General features: G+C 68.9%; 20 protein-coding genes. 6 read left to right on the forward strand and 14 right to left on the reverse strand.

Features of this window, described 5'->3' with window-relative positions:
- Positions 1 to 11: 11 nt before the first annotated feature.
- From ABT352_RS31735 to ABT352_RS31760, 6 genes are all read right to left on the reverse strand, one after another.
- Positions 12 to 1,406, reverse strand: coding sequence for an NAD(P)/FAD-dependent oxidoreductase (locus ABT352_RS31735; protein ID WP_350948728.1), 1,395 nt, complete (start codon positions 1,404 to 1,406; stop codon positions 12 to 14).
- A gap of 270 nt (positions 1,407 to 1,676) precedes the next feature.
- Positions 1,677 to 2,537: an ABC transporter permease gene (locus tag ABT352_RS31740; RefSeq protein ID WP_350948668.1), complete on the reverse strand. Its 861-nt coding sequence runs from the start codon at positions 2,535 to 2,537 to the stop codon at positions 1,677 to 1,679.
- The gene (locus ABT352_RS31745) at positions 2,534 to 3,385 is read right to left on the reverse strand and encodes an ABC transporter permease (protein WP_350948669.1); all 852 of its coding nucleotides are present in this window, start codon (positions 3,383 to 3,385) and stop codon (positions 2,534 to 2,536) included. The genes ABT352_RS31740 and ABT352_RS31745 overlap by 4 nt, the downstream gene beginning before the upstream one ends.
- 42 nt (positions 3,386 to 3,427) lie before the next feature.
- The gene (locus ABT352_RS31750; protein ID WP_350948670.1) at positions 3,428 to 4,672 is read right to left on the reverse strand and encodes an ABC transporter substrate-binding protein; all 1,245 of its coding nucleotides are present in this window, start codon (positions 4,670 to 4,672) and stop codon (positions 3,428 to 3,430) included.
- A 7-nt stretch (positions 4,673 to 4,679) separates the two neighbouring features.
- Positions 4,680 to 5,828 carry an ABC transporter ATP-binding protein gene (locus ABT352_RS31755; protein ID WP_350948671.1) on the reverse strand — a complete coding sequence of 383 codons (1,149 nt, stop codon included), beginning with the start codon at positions 5,826 to 5,828 and terminating at the stop codon, positions 4,680 to 4,682.
- Positions 5,829 to 5,853: 25 nt separating this feature from the next.
- On the reverse strand, positions 5,854 to 7,311 hold the full coding sequence (locus ABT352_RS31760) for a gamma-aminobutyraldehyde dehydrogenase (protein ID WP_350948672.1): 1,458 nt from the start codon (positions 7,309 to 7,311) through the stop codon (positions 5,854 to 5,856).
- Between the two features lie 193 nt (positions 7,312 to 7,504).
- Between ABT352_RS31760 and ABT352_RS31765 the strand changes: the two genes are divergently transcribed.
- From ABT352_RS31765 to ABT352_RS31775, 3 genes are all read left to right on the forward strand, one after another.
- Positions 7,505 to 7,999, forward strand: a complete 495-nt coding sequence (locus tag ABT352_RS31765; RefSeq protein ID WP_329091340.1) for an Lrp/AsnC family transcriptional regulator — start codon at positions 7,505 to 7,507, stop codon at positions 7,997 to 7,999.
- 199 nt (positions 8,000 to 8,198) lie between these two features.
- Complete coding sequence (locus tag ABT352_RS31770) at positions 8,199 to 9,086, forward strand: ABC transporter ATP-binding protein (protein ID WP_350948673.1); 888 nt, start codon at positions 8,199 to 8,201, stop codon at positions 9,084 to 9,086.
- On the forward strand, positions 9,083 to 9,754 hold the full coding sequence (locus ABT352_RS31775; RefSeq protein ID WP_350948674.1) for a hypothetical protein: 672 nt from the start codon (positions 9,083 to 9,085) through the stop codon (positions 9,752 to 9,754). The genes ABT352_RS31770 and ABT352_RS31775 overlap by 4 nt, the downstream gene beginning before the upstream one ends.
- Positions 9,755 to 10,266: 512 nt before the next feature.
- Here ABT352_RS31775 and rlmN read toward each other — a convergent pair.
- Positions 10,267 to 11,391, reverse strand: a complete 1,125-nt coding sequence (rlmN, locus tag ABT352_RS31780; protein WP_350948675.1) for a dual-specificity RNA methyltransferase RlmN — start codon at positions 11,389 to 11,391, stop codon at positions 10,267 to 10,269.
- A 72-nt stretch (positions 11,392 to 11,463) separates the two neighbouring features.
- On the opposite strand from rlmN, the gene ABT352_RS31785 reads away from it, so the two are divergent.
- Positions 11,464 to 12,555 (forward strand): suppressor of fused domain protein, encoded by a 1,092-nt coding sequence (locus tag ABT352_RS31785; protein WP_350948676.1) that lies wholly within the window; start codon positions 11,464 to 11,466, stop codon positions 12,553 to 12,555.
- 108 nt (positions 12,556 to 12,663) lie between these two features.
- Here ABT352_RS31785 and ABT352_RS31790 read toward each other — a convergent pair whose 3' ends face one another.
- The 6 genes from ABT352_RS31790 to ABT352_RS31815 form a co-directional block, all read right to left on the reverse strand.
- Positions 12,664 to 13,533 (reverse strand): phosphatidate cytidylyltransferase, encoded by an 870-nt coding sequence (locus ABT352_RS31790; protein WP_350948677.1) that lies wholly within the window; start codon positions 13,531 to 13,533, stop codon positions 12,664 to 12,666.
- A gap of 56 nt (positions 13,534 to 13,589) precedes the next feature.
- Positions 13,590 to 14,147, reverse strand: a complete 558-nt coding sequence (gene frr / locus ABT352_RS31795) for a ribosome recycling factor (protein WP_350948678.1) — start codon at positions 14,145 to 14,147, stop codon at positions 13,590 to 13,592.
- Positions 14,148 to 14,506: 359 nt separating this feature from the next.
- Positions 14,507 to 15,274 carry a UMP kinase gene (gene pyrH, locus ABT352_RS31800; RefSeq protein WP_386201145.1) on the reverse strand — a complete coding sequence of 256 codons (768 nt, stop codon included), beginning with the start codon at positions 15,272 to 15,274 and terminating at the stop codon, positions 14,507 to 14,509.
- A 50-nt stretch (positions 15,275 to 15,324) separates the two neighbouring features.
- Positions 15,325 to 16,158 carry a translation elongation factor Ts gene (tsf, locus tag ABT352_RS31805; protein ID WP_350948680.1) on the reverse strand — a complete coding sequence of 278 codons (834 nt, stop codon included), beginning with the start codon at positions 16,156 to 16,158 and terminating at the stop codon, positions 15,325 to 15,327.
- 111 nt (positions 16,159 to 16,269) lie between these two features.
- On the reverse strand, positions 16,270 to 17,202 hold the full coding sequence (gene rpsB / locus ABT352_RS31810) for a 30S ribosomal protein S2 (protein ID WP_350948681.1): 933 nt from the start codon (positions 17,200 to 17,202) through the stop codon (positions 16,270 to 16,272).
- Positions 17,203 to 17,430: 228 nt separating this feature from the next.
- Positions 17,431 to 18,051, reverse strand: coding sequence for an ArsR/SmtB family transcription factor (locus ABT352_RS31815; RefSeq protein WP_350948682.1), 621 nt, complete (start codon positions 18,049 to 18,051; stop codon positions 17,431 to 17,433).
- 118 nt (positions 18,052 to 18,169) lie between these two features.
- On the opposite strand from ABT352_RS31815, the gene ABT352_RS31820 reads away from it, so the two are divergent.
- Entirely contained in the window at positions 18,170 to 19,516 is a 1,347-nt protein-coding gene (locus ABT352_RS31820) for an MFS transporter (protein ID WP_350948683.1), read from the forward strand.
- Positions 19,517 to 19,560: 44 nt separating this feature from the next.
- On the opposite strand, the gene ABT352_RS31825 is transcribed toward ABT352_RS31820, so the two are convergent.
- On the reverse strand, positions 19,561 to 20,913 hold the full coding sequence (locus ABT352_RS31825) for a CoA transferase (protein ID WP_350948684.1): 1,353 nt from the start codon (positions 20,911 to 20,913) through the stop codon (positions 19,561 to 19,563).
- A gap of 491 nt (positions 20,914 to 21,404) precedes the next feature.
- On the opposite strand from ABT352_RS31825, the gene ABT352_RS31830 reads away from it, so the two are divergent.
- Positions 21,405 to 21,791: a murein hydrolase activator EnvC family protein gene (locus ABT352_RS31830; protein WP_350948685.1), complete on the forward strand. Its 387-nt coding sequence runs from the start codon at positions 21,405 to 21,407 to the stop codon at positions 21,789 to 21,791.
- Positions 21,792 to 21,818: the final 27 nt, after the last annotated feature.

The raw sequence follows: 21,818 nt of genomic DNA on the forward strand, positions 1-21,818 counted from the left end.
TCTTCCGGGCCTCAGGAGTCGAATCCGAGCCCCATCCGATCCAGGGTGCGCAGCCAGAGGTTGCGGCGGCCCTGGTGCAGGTCGGCCTGGGCGATCGACCAGCGGGTCATCTGGATCCCGGCCGAGCGGACCGGCTCGGGCGGGAACGGGACGGGCTTCTCCTTGACCATCCTGAGCTCGGTCCGCTCGGTCCGCTCTCCGGCGAGCAGGTCGAGCATGACGTTCGCCCCGAACCGGGTCGCGCCGACGCCCATGCCGGTGTATCCGGCGGCGTAGGCGAGGCGCCCGCCGTGCGACTGGCCGTAGAAGGCGCTGAAGCGGCTGCAGGTGTCGATGACCCCGCCCCACCTGTGGGTGAAGCGCAGCCCGGACAACTGGGGGAACGTGGTGGAGAAGTGTTCGGCCAGCTTGACGAAGGTCTCGTCGCGCTGGTCGTACTCGGGCTTGATCATGCCCCCGTTGTAGTAGACCGCGTCGTAACCGCCCCAGAGGATCCGGTTGTCCTCGGTCAGCCGGTAGTAGTGGAACTGGTTGGCCGCGTCCCCGACCCCCTGCCGGTTGTGCCAGCCCACCGAGGCCAGCTGGTCGGCCGAGAGCGGCTCGGTCATCAGGGCGTAGTCGTAGACCGGCACCAGGAAGTGCTTCAGCCGCCGCAGCAGCGGCTGGAACACGCCGGTGCCGAGCGCGACCCTGCGCGCCCGCACGCTGCCGTGCGGGGTGATCAGGTCCAGGCTGGTCGGGGTGTCCCTCATCGTGCGTACCGGCGTGCGCTCGTAGATGCGCACGCCCAGCGAGAGGCAGGCCTGCCGGAGCCCCCAGGCCAGCCGGGCGGGGTCGAGCATGGCGCAGCCGTCGCGCTCCCAGTGGCCGCCGATGTACGTGGGCGAGTTCACCTCCGCCCGCACCTGTTCGGTGTCGAGGACGTCGAAGCGGACGCCCAGGTCGCGGGCGATGCCGAGGTTGCGGTTCATCTCCTCCAGCTGCCACGGCTCGGTGGCCACGTGCAGCTCGCCGGTACGCTCGTAGCCGCAGTCGATGCCGTATGCGGCGACCGCCTCGCCGATCTCGTCGAGGTTGTCGACGCCGAGGCGTTCGAGCGTGTCGATCTCCTCGGGCCAGCGCTCCAGCCCGTTGGCGATGCCGTGGGTCAGCGTGGCCATCGCGAAGCCGCCGTTGCGGCCGGACGCCGCCCAGCCGATCCTGCGCCCCTCAAGGAGGACGACGTCGAGCGACGGGTCGCGTTCCTTCGCCATCAGGGCGGTCCAGAGCCCCGAGAAGCCTCCGCCGACCACCGCCAGGTCGGCGCCGGTCTCGCCGAAGAGCCGCGCCTGCGGCTCGGGTTTCGCCGGACTGTCGAGCCAGTACGGCTTGCGCTCCGCGTCAGCAAGAGCCTTCAGCGGATCCACAAATCTCACTTCCCTACGTGAGTCAGGTTGTCTTTGTGTGTATCGCGTGGTCGTGGAGATCACGCGCGGGTTCCCCCCGCCTGAGTCCGATCTCGCCTCCCTGTTCTGTGCCGGGAATCTGTACTCTGCCGGATTCTGCCTCTGCCGGATTCTGGTCTTTACCGGATTTCGCTCTCCTGCGGGACATTGTCCGCCGGAGCCGTCGTCACCGGTGATCCGGGTACACCGAATCCCCGTGCCGCCCGGTGAGGGCACGGGGATCGACGGCGGCTAGGTGCGGCGGCGCGCGGTGACCGTGTTGACCACGGCGATGGCGACGCCTACCGCGAATATAAGCGTTCCGAGGATGTTGACCTGAGGCGGCACCCCGATACGGGTGGCCCCCCAGATCCACAGCGGGAACGTCTGGGTGGCTCCGCTGGTGAACTGGGTGATCACGAAGTCGTCGATGGACAGGGCGAAGGCGAGCAGCGCGCCGGAGAGGACGCCGGGCAGGATCATCGGGAAGGTGATCCGCCAGAACGTGATCCAGGTGGACGCGCCGAGGTCGCGCGCCGCCTCCTCGATCGACCGGTCGAGCCCGATCACCCGGGCCCGCACGGTGATCGCCACGAAGGAGAGCGAGAACAGCACGTGCGCGACGACCACGGTCGCGAAGCCGGTCTGCACACCGACGCTGATGAACAGCGAGAGCAGCGAGGCGCCCATCACGAGTTCGGGCGAGGCGATCGCGGCGAACATCACGAGGTTGGTCGCGCCCTGCCCGCGGAACCGGTAGCGGCCCAGGGCGAGCCCCATGAGCGTGCCGAGCACCGTCGTGATCATCGTGGAGAGCACCGCGATGTAGATGGAGTTGCGCACCGCCTCCAGCAGCTGGGGATACTCGTCCAGGCGGCCCCACCACCGGAGGGTGAAACCCTGCCAGGTCACGTTCGACTTGCTCTGGGTGTCGTTGAAGCCGAACAGGATCATGACGAAGATCGGCAGGAACAGCCAGGCGATGATCAACCAGACGTAGCCGAGGAGCAGCCGGTCGCCGAGCCGCCTGCCGCTGCGCGGGGTCCGCCGCCCGGCGGGCGCGCTCGTCGTCGTGCTCTCCGGGCTCTCCGTGACGTCGATGGTGCCGCTCATCGGGCCGCCGCCTCCAGGACGTTCTCGGTGCCGAGCGCCTTGGCGTAGGCGAAGATGCCGACCAGCATCGCCGCCATCAGCGTGAACGACAGCGCGGCGGCGGTCGGGTAGTCGTTGTTGACCAGATACTCGGTCTGGATGATGTTGCCGATCATCGTGTTCTCCGGGCCGCCGAGGATGCCCGCGTTGACGTAGTCGGCGGTCATCGGGACGAACGTCATCAGCACCCCGGCGAACACACCGGGCAGCGAGAGCGGCAGCACGATCTTGGTGAACGCCTCCCGCTTGGCCGCGTACAGGTCCTGGGCGGCCTCGACCACCTTGGGGTCCACCCGCTCCAGCGCGACGTAGATCGGCAGGATCATGAACGGCAGGTAGTTGTAGACCAGCCCGCCGATCACCGCGTACGTCGTCTGCAGCACGTGGAAGTCCTCGGGCAGCAGCCCTACCGACTTCAGCGGCCCGAGCAGCATGCCGTCGTCGGCGAGCAGGAACCTCCACGACACCGTGCGCAGCACGAACGAGACGAAGAACGGCAGCAGCACCAGCAGCAGGTAGGTGGACTTGCGGCTGCCGCCCCTGAAGGCGATCCAGTACGCCATCGGGTAGGCGAGCGCGATGGAGACGACGGTCGCGGTCAGGCCGTACCCGGCCGAGCGCAGGAACTGCGTCTGGTACTGCGCCAGCGCCTCGCCGTACACCGGGAAGTTGAACGTCTGGATGAATCCGTCGACCACGTTGCCCTCCTGGGTGGACACCGAGGCCATGAAGACCATCGGTACCACCAGGAAGATCGCGAGCCAGAGGCCGCCGGGCAGGATGAGCAGGTAGGGGGTGAGGCGCTTCACCGGCCGATGACCCCTTCCGGTCCGATTCGCTCTCTCATCCGCCTAGCCCTGCGTGACGGGTTGGAAGATGTCCTCGAAGATCTTCTCATCCGCGGAGGTGAGCGTCTTGTACGACCGCAGCTTGGCCATGTCCTCCTCCGAGGGGAAGATCAGCGGGCTCTCGGCGATCTGCTCCAGCGTCTTCTTCTCCTCCCCCGTCGCCTTGGCCGCGTCGGCGAGGACGAGATCCTTCGCGGAGGAGACCGGGGTGATGAAGTTGATGTACTCGACCAGCATCGTGGCGATCTTGGGCTGGTAGACGTAGTCCATGTAGGTGAGCGCGTCGACCGGGTTCTGCGCGGTCTTCGGGATGCACATGTTGTCGGTCCAGATCGTGCCGCCCTCCTCGGGCACCACGAACTTCAGGTCCTTGCCCTCGGCGACCTGCTGGAAGATGTCGCCCGACCAGGCCATGGTGATCCAGATGTCGCCCCTGGCGAGGGCGTCGACGTAGTCGTTCTCGTAGTACTTGCGCACCAGACCCGCGTCGCGCTGCTCCTTGAGCTTCTCCCCCGCCTTCTTCCAGTCGGCCTCGGTCGACTTGTCGGGGTCGATGCCCAGGGCGAACATGCTGAAGTTGGCGACCTCCTGGGTGTCGAGCATCATGCCGACCTTGCCCTTGTACTTGGGGTTCCAGAGGTCGTGGATGCTCTTGACCTCGTCCACGTACTTGGGGTTGTAGGCGATGCCGGTTACGCCGACCGTCCACGGGATCGTGTGGGCGTTGTTCGGGTCCCAGGTGGGGTTCTTCACCGCGGAGCTCGCGTTCGCCGCGAAGTTCGGCAGCTTGGAGTGATCGAGGGGGACGAGATAGCCCAGCGCGAGGGCCTTGCTCAGCTGGAGGCCGTTGGTGAGGACCATCAGGTCGTAGCCGATGTCGTTGTTGGCGGCGAGCAGCGGCTGGACCTTGCCGAAGAACGTGCTGTTGTCCTGGATCGCCTCCTGGTACTCCACCTTGATGCCGGTGTCGGCGGTGAACAGCTCCAGCGAGGGATACCGCTTGCCGTCCTTGTCGATGTAGAGCGGCCAGTTGGCGAAGCGCAGCGTGTTGTTCTTCTGCTTGGAGCCCCAGTATTCGGCGAGGGCGTCCTTCTGGGGAACGGCCTCCACCTTCTTGCCCTGCACACCGCAGGCGGCGAGGGCGAGGCCGGCGGCCGACATCCCGCCGAGGCGAAGGGCGTCACGGCGGGTTACGGAGCGGCTCTGCGTCATGCCTCGCAGAAAGGCGGGGTTCGTGCGGGGGTCCATATCGAGCTCAACTTCCGATCGCGTACGAGTGGTGCGGCAGCCACGACAGCCAGACGGCGTCTCCACGCTCCGCCGTACTCGCGCTGTCCAGTGCGTTCTGCTGGAAGACGGTCACCTCTTCGCCGTGTGCCAGGCAGACCGTGTAACTGGTGTAGAGCCCCAGGTACACCACCTCTGAGACGGTGCCGCGCACGACGCTGAGGTCTCCGACGGGTTGCTCCTCCGTGGTTATCCTGATCTTCTCCGGGCGTACCGTGATCGCGATCGGCTCCCCGGCTCCGGACGATCCGCCCTCGGTGAGGACATGGTCGTCCTCACCCAGCTTAAGCACCGCGAAGCCTGACTGGAACCGGTCGACAGTGCCGCTGAGCAGGTTGGACGTGCCGATGAACCCTGCCACGAAGGCGGTCGCGGGCCGCTCGTAGATCTCTCTGGGGCTGCCGAGCTGCTCGACCGCGCCGTCGTTCATGACGGCGATGCGGTCACTCATCGTGAGCGCCTCGCTCTGGTCGTGAGTGACGTACACGAAGGTGATGCCGACCTCGCGCTGGATGCGCTTGAGCTCGATCTGCATGGCCTGGCGAAGCTTGAGGTCGAGGGCGCCGAGGGGCTCGTCCAGCAGGAGGGCACGGGGGTTGTTCACCAGGGCGCGGGCGAGGGCGACCCGCTGCTGCTGGCCTCCGGACATCTCCCTGGGGCGGCGTTTCTCGCGCCCGGTGAGGTCGACGATCTCCAGGATCTCGCCGACCCGGCGCTTGATCTCGGCCTCGGCGACCTTCTTGCGCCGCAGGCCGAACGCGACGTTCTCCCAGACGTTCATGTGCGGGAAGAGGGCGTAGGACTGGAAGACCATGTTGACGTCGCGCCGGTTGGGAGGGACGTCGGTGACGTCCTGACCGTGCAGCCGTACGGTGCCACCCGAGGGATCCTCGAACCCGGCGATCATGCGCATGGTGGTGGTCTTGCCACAGCCCGAGGGGCCGAGGAGGGAGAAGAACTCCCCCTCGGCGATCGACAGGGTGACACCCTTGACCGCCTGGACGACCTCGCCGTGGGAGACGTACTCCTTGACGACCCCGTCGAGTTCGATCGCGGGCACGTGGGACGAGTGGGAGACGGCGTCTGCCGTCTCCGTGCCCGCCTGAATTTCGGTCATGCCAGGCTTATCCCTCTGTTCGCGGCTATTCGCCGATGTAGTGCATGACGTGCTTGACGCGCAGGTAGTCGTGCAGGCCGAAAACGGACAGGTCCTTGCCGTAACCGGAGTGCTTGAAGCCTCCGTGCGGCATCTCCGAGACGAACGGGATGTGGGTGTTGACCCATACCACGCCGAAGTCGAGGCGGTTCGACACCCTCATCGCCCGGCCGTGGTCGGAGGTCCACACCGAGCCGGACAGGCCGTACTTGACGCCGTTGGCCTTGGCGACCGCGTCGGCCTCGTCGGTGAAGGTCTGGACGGTGATGACCGGCCCGAACACCTCGTTCTGCACCATCTCGTCGTCCTGCCTGAGGCCGTCGACGACGGTGGGGGCGAAGAAGTAACCGCGGTCGCCGACCCGGTTCCCGCCGGTCAGGACCTTGGCGTGGCCGGGGGCCCGGTCGATGAAGCCGGTGACGCGGGCCAGCTGGTCGGCGTTGTTGAGCGGGCCGTACAGGGCGCTCTCCTCGGAGAGGTCTCCGGTCACGGTGCTCGCCGCCGCCTCGGTGAGCGCGGCCACGAACTCGTCGTGGACGTCCTCGTGGACCAGCACGCGGCAGGCCGCGGTGCAGTCCTGCCCCGCGTTGTACAGGCCCGCGGTGGCGATGGACTCCGCGGCGGACTTCAGGTCCTTGACGTCGTCGAACACGATGACGGGCGCCTTGCCGCCCAGCTCCAGGTGGACCCGCTTGAGGTCCTCGGCGGCGCTCCTGGCCACGGCCATTCCCGCGCCGACGGAACCGGTGATCGCGACCATCGAGGCGGTCGGGTGACCGACGACCAGCGCGCCGGTCTCCCGGTCGCCGACGACGACGTTGAAGACGCCCTTGGGCAGGACGTCTCCGATGATCTCGGCCAGCTTGACCGTGGAGACGGGGGTGGTGTCGGAGGGCTTGAGCACCACGGTGTTGCCCGCGGCGAGCGCCGGGGCGATCTTCCAGACCGCCATCATCATCGGGTAGTTCCAGGGGGTGACCTGGCCCACCACGCCGATCGGCTCGTGCCTGATGACGGAGGTGTGGTCGGCGAGGAACTCGCCGGACGTCGGGCCCTCCAGCGTGCGCGCGGCCCCCGCGAAGAAGCGGAAGTGGTCGGAGGCGACCGGGGTCTCGTCCTCGGCCATCCGGGCGCGCGGCTTGCCGGTGTTGAGGCACTCGGCCTCGTTCAGCTCATCGGCCCTCGCGTCGATCGCGTCGGCCACCTTGAGGAGGAGGTTGGCGCGCTCGCCCGGGGTGGCCTGACTCCATGACTCGAACGCGGCGGCGGCCGCGGCGTACGCCGCGTCGATGTCCTCGGTGCCCGAGACGGGGGCCTTAAGGTAGATCTCGCCGGTGCACGGATCGATGACGTCGGAGAACCGGCCGCTCCTGCCCTCCACGAGCTCGCCGTCGATGTAGTTCCGCAGGCGGGGGAGTTCGTTGGTCTCAACCGGGGTGGTCACCGTCGGCCTCCTATGGATCGGGGCTGAGTTGTCGCGACTCTTACAGAGCGAGAGTCCCACGACAAGGGATTTCGTTGTTAAGATACCAAATTGCTACGAAATCGCTTGACAGAGGCGCCGGAACTGACAGCATGTCGCATCGGAGCCGCAACATGCCGGCAACAGCCCCGCAACATGACGCCAGGGAGCGCCCATGACGACGCCGCCCAAGGTTCGCCGCGAAAACGACGCCAGGCCCGGCCCCGTCGTCCTCGACGAGATCTCCAAGCAGATCATCGAGCAACTGCAGACGGACGGGCGCAAGCCGTACGCCGCGATCGGCAAGGCCGTGGGGCTCTCCGAGGCCGCCGTACGCCAGCGGGTGCAGCGCCTGCTCGACGCCGGAGTCATGCAGATCGTCGCGGTGACCGACCCGCTCACCCTGGGCTTCCCCCGTCAGGCCATGATCGGCATCAAGTGCGAGGGCGACCTGGAGACGGTGGCCGACGAGCTGTCCGCCATCAGGGAGATCGACTACGTGGTGCTGACCGCGGGGTCGCTCGACATCATGGTCGAGGTCGTCTGCGAGAGCGACCAGCATCTTCTGGAGATCCTCGGCAAGATCCGGGCCATCCCGACCGTCAGGGCCACCGAGACCTTCGTCTATCTCAAGCTTCACAAGCAAACCTACTCCTGGGGTACCCGCTGACAGGCCCCGAGCACTCCCCCGCCGTGTGGCGGCGAACCGGGAGAGGCCGAGAAGTCGAGCGTGGTGAGCCGGGTGACCTGCCGAGCGCGGCTTCCTGGAAATCCTCTTATTTGCTTGTTTATCAGGTCGGGCCCGCTTCCAGGGGGCAGATCGCATCACGGCCGGCGATCAACGGCGAACTCCGGCATGATCACCGGTAATGTTGCGGTTCATGCGGCTCTCCACGGTGTCCTTTCGATACTCGCGGCGCGGCCCCTGGATCCTGCGGGACGTCGAGCTCACCGTCCGTCCCGGTTCCGTCATCGAGGTAACCGGCCGCAACGGCGCCGGAAAATCGACGCTGCTGCGGCTGATGGCGGGATTCGTCCCCCCGTCCCAAGGCTCGATCGCCGACCGGCCCAAGGTCATCGGCTACGCCCCCGACGTGTTCCCGGTGGAGCAGCCGTTCACCGTCGCCGCCTACCTCGCCCACATGTCCAGGATCCGGGGGCTCTCCTCCTCCGCCTCCACGGCCGGGGACCTGGCGGAGCGACTGAACGCCGCCCATCTGCTGGACCAGCCGCTCGGTGACCTGTCCAAGGGCAGCGCGCAGAAAATCGGGCTCATCCAGTCGCTGCTCGCCCCGCCGGACCTGCTGATCCTGGACGAGCCCTTCGCCGGGCTCGACGAGCAGACCCGCACCGAACTCCCCGTGATCATCGAAGAGATCGCCGCCCGCGGCGGTACGGTCGTGGTCAGCGACCACCAGAACCAACTTCGGCACTTCCCCGGCGCCGATCACTGGCTCGTCGCGAACGGCGACGTCACCGTCGGCGCCCGCGACTCCGCGGCACCTCCCACCGCCGCTCCACAGGACTCTCCCGTTCCGCGAGACATCCCCCCTCCGCAGGACGCCTCCACTTCGCGAGACACCCCCGGAGCACGGCACTCCCCGGACGTCTCGAAGGAGCTCTCGCCGCCCCCTCGATCCCCCTCGGAAAGCTCGTCCCCGCAGGTGGTGATCGAGGTGATCGTGGACGCGGGCGACGCCGACGAGGTGGAGCAGAAGCTCCGTGCCGACGGCTACCTCACCAGGCGGTCATCGTGATCCATCTCGTCCGCTTCAAGCTCTCCGCCTACGCCCGGTCACACCGGCTGTTCCAGCCGACGATCGGGCTCTTCGCCATGCTGTTCGTCTTCTACTCGACGCTCGCCCCGCCGGGCAAGGAGCTGCCCGCGTACGCGGACTCGGCCGGTTTGCTGATCCTCGTCTTCGCCTGGGCCGCCCGAGGGCTGCTCGACACCGAACCTCCGACACAGCGGCTGATCTCCATGACGGCCGCCGGACGTCCCGGCCGCGAGATCGGAGCCGGGCTGCTCGCCGCACTCACCGTCAACCTCGGCATGGCGGCGATCGCGGTCGGGCTACCGCTGCTGCACGGCTTCGCCGCCATGCCCACCCCCGCCGACCTGGCGAGCGGCGTCGCGCTGCACGGGCTCGGCGTGAGCGCGGGAACGGCCCTGGGCGCCCTCACCAGCCGCCCGATCCTCGCCTCCCCGGCCGTCTCGATGCTCGCCCTCCTCGGCGGCTATCTCGCCCTGCTGCTGATCAGCCTCACCCCCGCGGGCCACCTCGCGGTGCCGATCATGCCCTGGATGCGCGCCGCCAACGCCGGCCTGCTCGGGGAGGTCCTGCTCCCCGTCTCCGCCGCCACCCTCTTCTGGACCGCCGCGAGCCTCCTGCTGTACACACGCCTGCGCCGCCTGAACCCCTGAACCGAGGTTTTCCTACGAGGTCGTGTATGGCCTGCCCCCGCCGACGCCGTATTTCGCGGCCGGACGGCTCCCGTTTCGGACCAGCGTGGTCTCGCCGCACTGGCATGCCCCCGTCGCGAGAATGACTCGGGTTCGGCCAAGGGCTTCTCGGCGGGGCCCTTCCGCACGTTGCGGAACGCCCCCGCCGAGAAGGGCTGCAAGCCGCTGAACATGGGAAAAGCTGTCGCAGCCCGAGATCTGCTGACAGGATGGTCGCTGGGTTGCTGACGGTTTCGTCGCTGGGTTGCTGACGGATTGGTCGCCGCCTCACCGACAGGACGGTCGTCGGCGGGATGGTCGCCGCCGTACGGGATACCGGACGATGGGGGCGTGATCGCGGCAAGGGGGCGGAACGACGAAGGCGCCCGCTGTGGCGGGCGCCTTCCGGGGTGCCGAAAGAGCCGAGGCTCGGGTGGGAGGTCAGCTCCCCGCGGGCGGGGAGTGCCCCGGGGGGCGCAACCGTACGGTGAGGGCTACTCGGCGGCGGCGAGCTGGCCGCAGGCGCCGTCGATCTCACGGCCCCGGGTGTCGCGGACCGTCACCGGCACGCCGTGATACTCCAGGCGCCGGACGAAGGCCCGCTCGTCCTCCGGGCGGGAGGCGGTCCACTTGGAACCCGGGGTCGGGTTGAGCGGGATCAGGTTGACATGCACCAGCTTGTTCTTGATCAGCTTGCCGAGCAGGTCGGCGCGCCACTCCTGGTCGTTGATGTCCTTGATCAGCGCGTACTCGATGGAGACCCGGCGCTTGGTCCTGGCCGCGTAGTCCCAGGCCGCGTCGAGGACCTCGGCGACCTTCCAGCGGGTGTTGATCGGCACCAGGGTGTCGCGGAGCTCGTCGTCGGGGGCGTGCAGCGAGAGCGCGAGCGTCACCGGCAGGCCCTCGGCCGCGAGCTTGCCGATCGCCGGGACCAGGCCGACCGTGGAGACGGTGACGCCCCTGGCGGAGATGCCCAGGCCGTCGGGGGCGGGCTCGACCATGCGGCGCACGGCGCCGATCACGGCCTTGTAGTTGGCCAGCGGCTCGCCCATCCCCATGAAGACCACGTTGCTGACCCGTCCCGGACCACCCGGGACGTCACCGGCCGCGAGCGCGCGAGCCCCGGCGACGACCTGCTCGACGATCTCGGCGGTGGTCATGTTGCGGGTGAGGCCCGCCTGACCCGTGGCACAGAACGGGCAGTTCATACCGCATCCGGCCTGCGACGACACGCACATCGTCGTACGGTCGCTGTAGCGCATGAGGACCGACTCGACCAACGCGCCGTCGAAGAGCCGCCACAGCGTCTTACGGGTGGTGCCGGCGTCGGTGGTCATCTCCCTGACCGAGGTGAGCAGCGTGGGGAACAGCGCGGTGGCGAACTTCTCCCTCGCCGCGGCCGGAAGGTCCGTCATCAGCTCGGGATCACCGTTGAGCTTCTCGAAGTAGTGCCGGGAGAGCTGGTCGGCGCGGAACGGCTTCTCACCCAGCTCGGCGACGACCGCGCGGCGCTCGGCCATGGTCAGGTCGGCCAGATGGCGGGCGGGCTTGGCCCTGCGCGGCGCCACGAAGGTGAGCTGGCCGGGTGCGGGGGTCCCGGACGGGCTGACGGTCGACAAGTCCAACGCCTTCTCTCAACGGTTACGCGATTGCTCGAAGCGGTGCCCGACAGTGATCTAGAGTCCGGAGGTATGGCGACAAACCGCCCCACGGGCCCCGCAGGAGAGCGGGGAGACGGCGTCGAGGTCGTGCTTACCGACATCAATCCCTACGGAAGCCGCACCCTGGTGGTCGAACGTGACGAGACTTCCTCGGTAGCTTACCTGTGCGGGCCGGGAGGGACGGTGCACGGAGCCGTCTGGCTGGCCAACCACGGCCCGGCCCCGGACGGAATCGACCAGGACCGCCTGGAGGCCGAACTGCCACCGGTCGCCCCCAGGGCGAACACCCGTCACCCCGGCGGCAGAGGGCCCCTGGGCGCGCTGCGATCGCTGTGGTTCGAGGAGGGCGACGGCGTCGCCCTGTACGAGAACGACGAGCTGCTCGCGGTCATTCCTGGATGGGCGGACATGAGCCGGGGAATGCCCGGCTACTCCCGTGACGCCCTGGGCGAGTCCCCGTTCGCCTGGTCGCTGGAGGACGCCCACGACGGCCTGGCCCCTCGGATCGCCAAGGCGCGCGCCTACTGGGAGTGGCGTGGCGGAGACGGCGCCTGGGCCTCGTTCCAGCAGTTCGTGATGGGCCATCTGGACCGCAAGGTCGGCACCGCGGGCAGATTCTGGGACGCGGGGGGCGAGCGGATGCCCGCGGTGGGCATCACGGAACGCCCGCCGGAACGCGGCAGGGAGCACACGATCCTGTCCACGGTCGGGATGAGCTGCCAGCGGATGCCCACCGTCGAGCAGTACATCGACCGCCCGGACGCGTACGCCCGGGTGGAGCTCGCCGTCGCCTCCCCCGGTGACGCCCGCGACGCGGCCCGGCTGTTCCTGTGGCTGGGACAGTATCCGTGGCACTCGGTCACCTGGCTGGGTCACGGCCACACCGCCAGGTGGTATCACCGCCCTGAGACCTTCCCGCTCGGCTCCGCCTACGGCGGTGTGATGATGCTGACCGGGCTGCCGGGACTGCCTGACCTGTCGGGTTTCTCCTTCGGCGGCGACTCCGTCCAGTGGCTCTGGCTCGTCCCGATCACCCCGGACGAGCTGAACCTGGTCTCCGCCGAGGGCTACCGGGCGGTGCTGCCGCGCCTGTCCGCGACCCGGCTCACCGGGACGGGATGATCGGATGCCCCCGGACTCGTACGGGTGGCGACGGGTGACGGCCGCACCGCGCCCGGGCGGGATGCCACGGGCGGCCTCAGAGCAGGGCAGGTCCGGATCGGGGCGGGCTCAGACCAGCAGGGTGAGCAGCACCCAGACCGGGATCAGCGTGGCGACGAGGGAGTCGAGGCGGTCCATCATGCCGCCGTGGCCGGGAAGCACACTGCCCATGTCCTTGACACCGAGATCTCGCTTGATCACCGACTCGATCAGGTCACCGAGCGTGGCGAAGACCACCACGACCGCGCCGATCAGGACGCCCTTCCAGATGTCGGCCTCCAGCAGCCACGCCACCAGCCAGCCGCCCACCGCCATGCAGGCCAGCGCCGACCCCGCGAAGCCCTCCCAGGTCTTCTTCGGGCTGATCACCGGGGCCATCTTGTGCCGGCCCAGGGTGATTCCGGCGAAATATCCGCCGATATCGCTCGCGGCGGTGGTGGCGATGAAAACGACCACCCGGTCGGGCCCCTGGTCGGGGTTGGCGAGCAACAACGCCACGAACCCGACGAGCAGGGAGGGGTAGACGACGACCAGGATGGTCGCGGCGGTGTCGCGGACGTAGTTCTCCGTGCCCAGGAACATCCGCCAGATCATCAGCCCGAGCACGGTCATCGCGAAGACGCCGACCAGCCAGGCCGTCCCGCCCCAGGCCGAGCCGGTCAGATCCCCGCCCCAGTAGGCCGCGGCCAGCATCGCGGCCATGCCTGCCAGCACCGGGACGAGGGGGACCTTGATGCCTCTGGCCTCGAACGAGCGGACCAGCTCCGTCACTCCGATACCCACCGCGGCGACCACCACGGCGAGGAAGAGCACCTTCACGAAGTAGAGGGAGGCGATGATGATCGCCGCCAGGGCGAGCCCCACCGCCGCCGCGACGGGGAGATTACGGCCGGTACGGCTACTGCCCGCCACGGGTTCCACAGGGGGTCCTACTTTCATACCTACACAAAATCCTTGTCCCGCACGGACGGCCCGCGCGGGACAAGGATCATGGCTCAAACCTCGAGCAGCTCGGCTTCCTTGTGCTTGAGCAGCTCGTCGATCTTGGCGACATGCTTCTGGGTGAGGTCGTCGAGCTCCTTCTCCGCCCGGCGCACCTCGTCCTCGCCGGCCTCGCCATCCTTGATCATCTTGTCCAGGGTCTCCTTGGCGCTGCGCCGGATGTTGCGAATGGAGACCTTGGAGTGCTCCGCCTTGTTCCTGGCGACCTTGATGTACTCCTTGCGGCGCTCCTCCGACAACTCGGGGAAGGCCACGCGGATCACCGCTCCGTCGTTACCGGGGTTCACACCGAGGTCCGAGTTGCGGATCGCCTTCTCGATCGCGGCCATCGAGCTCTTGTCGAAAGGCTGGATGATGACCATGCGCGCCTCGGGCACGTGGAACGAGGCGAGTTGCTGAATGGGGGTGGGTGTCCCGTAGTACTCAGCGCTGATCTTGTTGAACATCGACGGGGTGACCCGACCCGTGCGGATGCCCGCGAAGTCGTCCTTCGCCACCGACACAGCCTTGTCCATCTTTTCCTCGGCTTCGAGGAGGGTTTCGTCGATCACAGCGGCTCCCTGTCTTCTCGGTCACTCCCCATCCTCACGCACTTCGCGGGAGGCCATCACGCCGGAGGTCCACCGGACCACCACAATGGCGTACCGCTCGGCTCGCTACGTCAGGTTCGCACCCTGTCTTCTCGGTCACGCGCCCTCCTCACTCGCTTCACGGGACGCTCCTACCTCGCGTACCACTCCGCGGCTACGTCGGGCTCGCTTCCTGTCCTCTGGTCGCTCACCACTCCTCGCTCGCTTCACGGGACGCTCCTACCTCGCGTACCACTCCGCGGCTACGTCGGGCTCGCTTCTTGCTCTACCGGCTCGTCACCGTGCCGGTCCTGGCACCGTTTCGGCCCCGTGCCGGCTCGTCACCGTGCCGGGCTCACCAGCGTGCCGATCTTCTCACCGCGTACCGCCCGCATGATGTTGCCCTCACCCATGAGGTCGAAGACCACGATGGGAAGGTTGTTGTCCATGCACAGGCTGATGGCGGTGGCGTCCATGACCCCGAGGCCACGGGTCAGCACCTCACCGTATTCGAGATGGTCGAACCGGACGGCATCGGGGTTCTTACGGGGGTCGGCATCGTAGACGCCGTCCACCTGGGTCCCCTTGAGCAGCGCCTCGGCACCGATCTCCAGCGCTCGCTGGGCGGCGCAGGTGTCGGTGGAGAAGAACGGCGAGCCGAGCCCCGCCCCGAAGATGACCACGCGGCCCTTCTCCAGGTGGCGGATGGCACGGCGGGGCAGGAACGGCTCCGCGACCTGCTGCATGGTGATCGCCGTCTGAACGCGGGTGTCGATCCCCCGCTTCTCCAGGAAGTCCTGGAGGGCCAGACAGTTGATGACCGTGCCGAGCATGCCCATGTAGTCGGCCCTCGCGCGGTCCATGCCGCGCTCGGACAGGGTGGCGCCCCGGAACATGTTGCCGCCGCCCACGACGACCGAGACCTGCACACCGCCGCGGACGGCCTCGGCGATCGAGTCCGCGAGGTGGCTCACGACGCCCGGGTCTATGCCCAGCGGCTCACCGCCGGCGAACGCCTCCCCGGACAGCTTCAACATCACCCGCTTCCAGCGAAGCGGATCCGAGTACGAAGAAACCGCCGGCGTAGCGGGTCCTGTGTTCTCCTGCACGGCGGCGGCCTCCTCGTTTGATGCTCTGCCTGAAGAGCGGATGTCAGGGATCAGGCCTGGCCGACCTTGAAGCGGACGAAGGCCTGGACCTTGACGCCGTTCTCGTCCGCGAACTTCGCGACCGACTTCTTGTTGTCCTTGACGAAGGACTGCTCAAGGAGGGTGAAGTCCTTGTACCAGCCGTTGACCCGGCCATCAACGATCTTGCCGATGGCGGCCTCGGGCTTGCCCTCCTCGCGGGTCATCTCCTCGAAGAGCGCGCGCTCCTTCTCGATGACGTCGGCCGGGACCTCGGCGGGGCTGAGGTACTTCGGGGCCATCGCCGCGGCGTGCTGCGCGATGTCCTTGGCGACGTCGCCGTTCGGGGAGTCGAGCTGCACGAGCACACCGACCGCCGGGGGGAGCTGAGGGTCGGTCTTGTGCATGTAGGCGCCGATGAAACCGCCCTCGAGCACGGCGAACCTACGGATCTCGATCTTCTCGCCGAGCGCGGCGTTGGCCTCGTCGAGGTGCGTCTTGACGCTCTTGCCGGCGAGCTCGGAGTCGAGCAGCGAGGGCACGTCGGACGGCTTGGTGGCCAGGATGTGGTCGACCACCTGGGCCGCGAGCTCCTGGAAACGCTCGCCCTTGGCGACGAAGTCGGTCTCGCAGTTGAGCTCGAGCAGCGCGGCGGCGGAGTCACCCTCCTGCTTCAGGGCGACCAGGCCGTTGGAGGCGGTGCGGGCCTCACGCTTGCCGACGTCCTTGGCGCCCTTGAGGCGGAGGATCTCGACCGCGCGGTCGAAGTCGCCCTCGGACGACTCGAGAGCCTTCTTGCAGTCCATCATGCCGGCGGCGGTCAGCTCACGAAGCCGCTTGACGTCGGCCATGTTCACGGAAGCCATTGTCTTTTCCTCGTGGGAATCGTCGTGGATCGGGTGGGTGCCCCAACTGAGCGGCACCCACCCGGAAGGGTCTTGCGGGTCGTACGGCCGAAGGAGCCGTACGGAAGTGACCTAGGCCTGCTTCTCGGTGGACTCGGCCTCGGCGGCCGGAGCGTCCGCGACCTCGGCGGCGGGAGCCTCCGCAGCCTCGGCCGGGGCCTCGGCGGTCTCGGCAGGGGCCTCCGCGGTCTCGGCCTCGGCGGCCGGAGCGCTGTCGGCGCCGCCCGCGAGCAGCTCCTGCTCCCACTCGGCCAGCGGCTCGGCGCCACCGGCGACGGCCGGCTTGTCGTCCCCGCCACGGTTGGCGCCGGCGCGGGCCATGAGACCGGCGGCGACGGCGTCGGCGACGACGCGGGTCAGCAGACCGACGGCGCGGATCGCGTCGTCGTTACCCGGGATCGGGTAGTCGACCTCGTCGGGGTCGCAGTTGGTGTCGAGAATGGCCACGACCGGGATGTGAAGCTTGCGAGCCTCGCTGATCCCGATGTGCTCCTTCTTGGTGTCGACGACCCACACGGCGCTCGGGATCCGGGACATGTCCCGGATGCCGCCGAGGGTGCGCTCAAGCTTCTCCTTCTCGCGGCGGCGCATGAGGAGCTCCTTCTTCGTGAGCCCCGAGGCGGCCACGTTGTCGAAGTCGAGCTCCTCCAGCTCCTTCAGGCGCTGGAGCCTCTTGTGCACGGTGGAGAAGTTGGTGAGCATGCCGCCCAGCCAGCGCTGGTTGACATACGGCATGCCGACACGGGCGGCCTGCTCGGCGATGGCCTCCTGGGCCTGCTTCTTCGTGCCGATGAACATGATCGTGCCGCCGTGCGCGACGGTCTCCTTGACGAAGTCGTAGGCCCTGTCGATGAAGGCCAGCGACTTCTGGAGGTCGATGATGTAGATGCCGTTGCGCTCGGTGAAGATGAAGCGCTTCATCTTCGGGTTCCAGCGCCGGGTCTGGTGGCCGAAGTGAACGCCGCTTTCCAGCAGCTGTCGCATGGTGACGACGGGGGTGGACATTGATCGTCCTCCAGATCGGGGCACCCATCTCTGGGCGCTGTTCTCGGTTGGACGCGACAGCCCTCGGCTGTCGCCCTGATGCCCCGAACCGGATCCAGCCGAGCTCTCGCCCGGACCGAGGGATCCCGGTTCTTGACGGGGCATGCGAAGTCGGCCCATGACTCACAGGCCACCAAAAAGTGTACCCGTAACCGCGCCTCTCCCCGACCTTGGGACGTCAAGCACCCCTTACGCGTCGCGTGGAAGGCCGTGCGGCCGGCGCCGGGCCCGGGGGAAGAGGCTGACCTGCGCCTCGGAGACCCGAGCCCCGGGCGGGGCGTCCTCTCGATCCCTGACGGTGGTCTTGTAGGGGGCGAGCAACTCCTCGATCCGCTCGTTCAGCGCCTTCAACTCCTCGGCGTCGACCAGCAGGAGGACCCGGCTGAACAGCGCGGCGTCGCGCCACTCACGCGACTCCCGCTCAAGATTCTCCAGCGCCCTGCTCGCCTCGTCCGCCGCCTGCTCCCGAAACGCCTTGATCAGGAACTCCTTGGCGCCACGCACGTCCGGACCGTCGTCCGGATCGGGGCTGACGCTGAAGCCTGTGGCGCTGGAGCGCCACAGACGCTCCCTGCCGTCACCGCGGCCGTCGTCGCGCACGGGCGCGTCCTCGACGAAGCCGTACTTGGCGAGCATGCGCAGGTGGTAGCTGGCCGCACTGGGGGTGATCCCGACGACCTCGGCGACCTCGGTCGCGGTGCAGGGCCCCTCGGCCTGGAGCCGGTTCAGGATCGCGAGCCGCGCGGGGTGCGCCAGCGCGCGCATCGCGGTGGGATCGGTGAGGGACTTGCGCGTCGATGCCTCGGTCATGTGCAGACCGTACCCACTCCATACGTGAAGCATTGCCTTCATAACTATGAAGGGTTATCTTCACACTTATGAAGCATTCCTTTCAGAATTTTCTGAGGCGGAAAGGGGACGGGGCACCGTGACCTCCACCACCCCCGTCACCCCTGACGACTCCGCGCCCTCAGCGCCCTCAGCGCGCTCTAAGCCCTCAGCGCCCTCCCTGTCCCCCACCGCTGCCGAGTCCTCCGCGGTCAAGCCGGGGCCCCTGCGGAGACAACGCGACTACCGGCTCCTGCTCTCCGCCCGTGCCGTCACCGAGACCGGCACGGAGATCTCCCGGCTCGCGGTACCACTGACCGCCGCCGTCCTGCTCGGCGCGTCCCCGGCCCAGATGGGCATGCTCACCGCCGCGACCTCCCTGCCCTACCTGCTGATCGGTCTCCAGGCGGGTGCCCTCGCCGACCGGCTGAGGCGGCACCGGCCGGTCATGGTCGCCTGTGACACGGTCTCGGCCGTCGCCATGGCCACGATCCCCGCGGCCTGGATCACCGGGTCGCTGAGCGTGCCGTGGCTGATCGCGGTGGCGTTCGTCGTCGGCACCTGCTCGGTGATCTTCCGAGCGGTCAACTTCCCGCACCTGGTCACGGTGGTCCACGAGAGTCAGCGGACCGAAGCCCTCGCGGGTTTCCAGTCGGCCTTCGCCGTGGCGACCGTCGCCGGACCCGGTCTCGCCGGACTGCTCGTCCAGCTGATCACGGCGCCGTTCGCGCTCCTGGTCGACGCGGTGTCGTTCCTGGCCTCGGCGTTCCTGATCAGATCGATCAAGGCGCCGGAGAACCACACCCCCGCTCCCCGGCGCGGCATGTGGACCGAGATCCGCGAGGGCCTGGCCACGGTGGCCGGGCACCCGACGCTCCGCGCGCTCTGCGGCGCCGGTATCACGATCAACTTCTTCGGCAGCGCCTACATGGCACTGTTCGTGATCTACGCGCTCAACGAGCTCGGCCTGGCCGGAGGGCTGGTCGGCGCCATCACCGCCTTCTTCGGCGTCGGCGGCCTGCTCGGCGCGGCCGTCGTCTCGCGCCTGACCGGACGGTACGGCGAGAACCGCGTACTGGCCTGCTCCGTACTGCTCTTCCCCGTCGACTTCGTGATCGTCGCGCTCACCTCAGGACCGGTGTGGCGCAGCTTCCTTCTCCTGGCCGTCAGCGCGGTGATCTCCGGCGTGGCCGTCGTGGCCTTCGCCGTCTGCATGGGCGCCATCACCCTGCGCGAGACCCCTGCCGAACTGCGCGGCCGGGTCAACGCCACGCAGGCCTTCATGATCCAGGGTGTCCTCACCCTCGGCGGTCTCGCGGGCGGCCTCTCCGGTGAACTGCTCGGACTGCGCCCGGTGTTCTGGATCTCCGCGGCCGGGGTGCTGACCGCGGCCGCGTGGATCTGGCTCTCCCCGCTGCGCCACCCCTCCGCCCCCCGAACCCGATGACCTCACCCTCCCCCTGACTCGCCTTCCAGAGCCCGCGGAAGACCTCACCACCAGGTGGGCGGGTGCTCGCCCCTCTCCGGAGGCGGGCTCGACCAGTACGGCGACACACCGTCGATCGTTCCCGGCGCCCGGAGATAGGTCAGACGGCCGAAGGCGCTGTCCATCTCCTCGATCATGCCGGTGACATCGGGCTCCGGCGTGACCGCTCCGTCGACCCGGCCGAGGTCGTCCAGCCATCGCGCGGTCCGGGCCAGGGAGAGCTCCACCCGCCAGGAGCCCCCCTCGGCGGATCGGCGGAGCAGTGCGGCCATCGCGCCGAAGGCGGCCAGGTAACCGGTGGCGTGGTCGAGGACCTGGGCGGGCAGCGGCCGGGGCCGCGCTCCGTCGCCGCCCTCGTGAGCGATGCCGCACGCCATCTGCACCAGGCTGTCGAACCCGCGCCTGCCCGCCCACGGCCCCTGCCCCCCGTACGCCGAGACGTCGACGCACACGATCCCCGGCCTGATCTCCGCCAGCCTCCGGGGGCCGAACCCCAGCGCCTCGAGAGCCCCGGGACGGTAGGACTGCACGAGCACATCGGCCCCCGCCACCAGGTCGCGCAGTGCGGCGCGCCCGGCCGGGGTCCTCAGGTCGAGATGACAGGAGCGCTTGCCGAACGCGGTGCCGACCACCAGCCCCGGCACCTCGGGAAGGTGCCCGGCACCCACCCGGAGCACCTGGGCACCGTGGGCGGCCAAAGTGCGGGTCGCCACCGGTCCGGCGATCACCCTGGTCAGGTCGAGCACCCGCACCCCGTCGAGCGCCCGCCCTTCCCCGCCTTTCGAGGCGCCGGTCCTCGCACCGCCCCGGGCTCCGACCCGGGTCAGGTGGACCGGCGGTGACGCGGCGACCGCCCGTGACTGCGGATGCCCACGCCACCCGGCGTGGTCGCGCATGGCGGCGGCGCATCCTCCCGCGGCCGTCACCGCCTCCTCGACCTCAACGGCGCCACGGCTCGCGCAGGCGCGTTCGACGGCGTCCCCGTCCGCCCCCTCGGGCAGTCCGAGCGCCGCGAGGGCCGCGTCACGGTGATGGTCGAAGTTGCAGTGCAGCCGAACCCAGCCGTCGGCGGTGCGGTAGTCACCGGAAAGGGGCGCCCACGGATCCACGGCCGCTCCGTCGATCCTGAAGTGGCGCTCGTCCAGGAAGGCGATCGCCGCCTCCCGCACGTCCACGGCGGCCCGGCTTCCGCCTCCTCTGAGCGCGGCCGCCGCCCCGGTGGCGGCCCCGACGGCGACGGCGGCGGCGGTGCCCACCCGGAAGACGGAGGGCAGTACCGGATCGTCCCCGCTCACCCGTACCGGCGGCAACTCGACGCCCACCTCCCCCGCCAGCTCGCGAATACGCTCTTCGACCACGCGATCCCCGCTCTCACGACGTCCTGGGCCGTCCTTTCTCCCCATCCTCAGTCACGCCGCCCGGCTTGGCCACGTCTACCGCCCACTGTCCACAGAATCCCGTTCGGTCCATCTCCGCCGCGGCACGGGTCTTCATGCTTGCCGACATGAAGACCGTCCACCCCATGGGGCTGCGAGCCCTGCTGTGCTCACTGGTCCTGGCCACACCGGCTGGCGCCCACCGCGTGACCTCCCTCGCACCCCCCGTAGACGCGACCGGCCGCGCATATGGCACGGCGGCTCCCATGAGCACCCCCGCGACCGCCCGCACGGCCGCGCACGGCCACGCGGGAACGACACCCCCCGCTGGAGCACCCGTCACCTCCCCTTCCGGGGAGTCCGCTTCCATGGCTCCAGGGGGATCCCGTGCCAGGAAGTCCGCTCCCCCTTCCGGAGGGTCCCCTCCTTCTGAGTCCTCCCTCTGGGAATGGCCGCTCAGCGGACGGCCACGGGTGCTCAGGGGCTTCGCGCCACCCGCCCAGCCGTGGCTGGCCGGTCACCGGGGCACCGACCTCTCCGCGTCTCCCGGAGCCGAGGTGCGCGCCGCGGGAGCGGGAACGGTCGGTTACGCCGGGCCGCTCGCGGACCGGGGCGTGGTGACCGTGCTCCACCCCGGTGGCCTGCGGACCACCTACCTGCCCGTCCAGGCCTCGGTGCGGCGCGGGCAGGCGGTGGCCGTCGGCGAGGTGATCGGCACCCTTCAGGACGCCCCCGGGCACTGCCCCGCCACCTGCCTGCACTGGGGCCTGCTCCGTGACCGCGCCTATCTCGACCCGTTACTCCTCCTCGGCCACGGCCAGGTCCGCCTGCTTCCCGTGTGGCCCGCCCCGCCCCCATGACCCCACCGAGACCGCGCTGACCGTCAC

The organism is Streptosporangium sp. NPDC000563, assembly GCF_040299985.1.
GTDB lineage: Bacteria > Actinomycetota > Actinomycetes > Streptosporangiales > Streptosporangiaceae > Streptosporangium.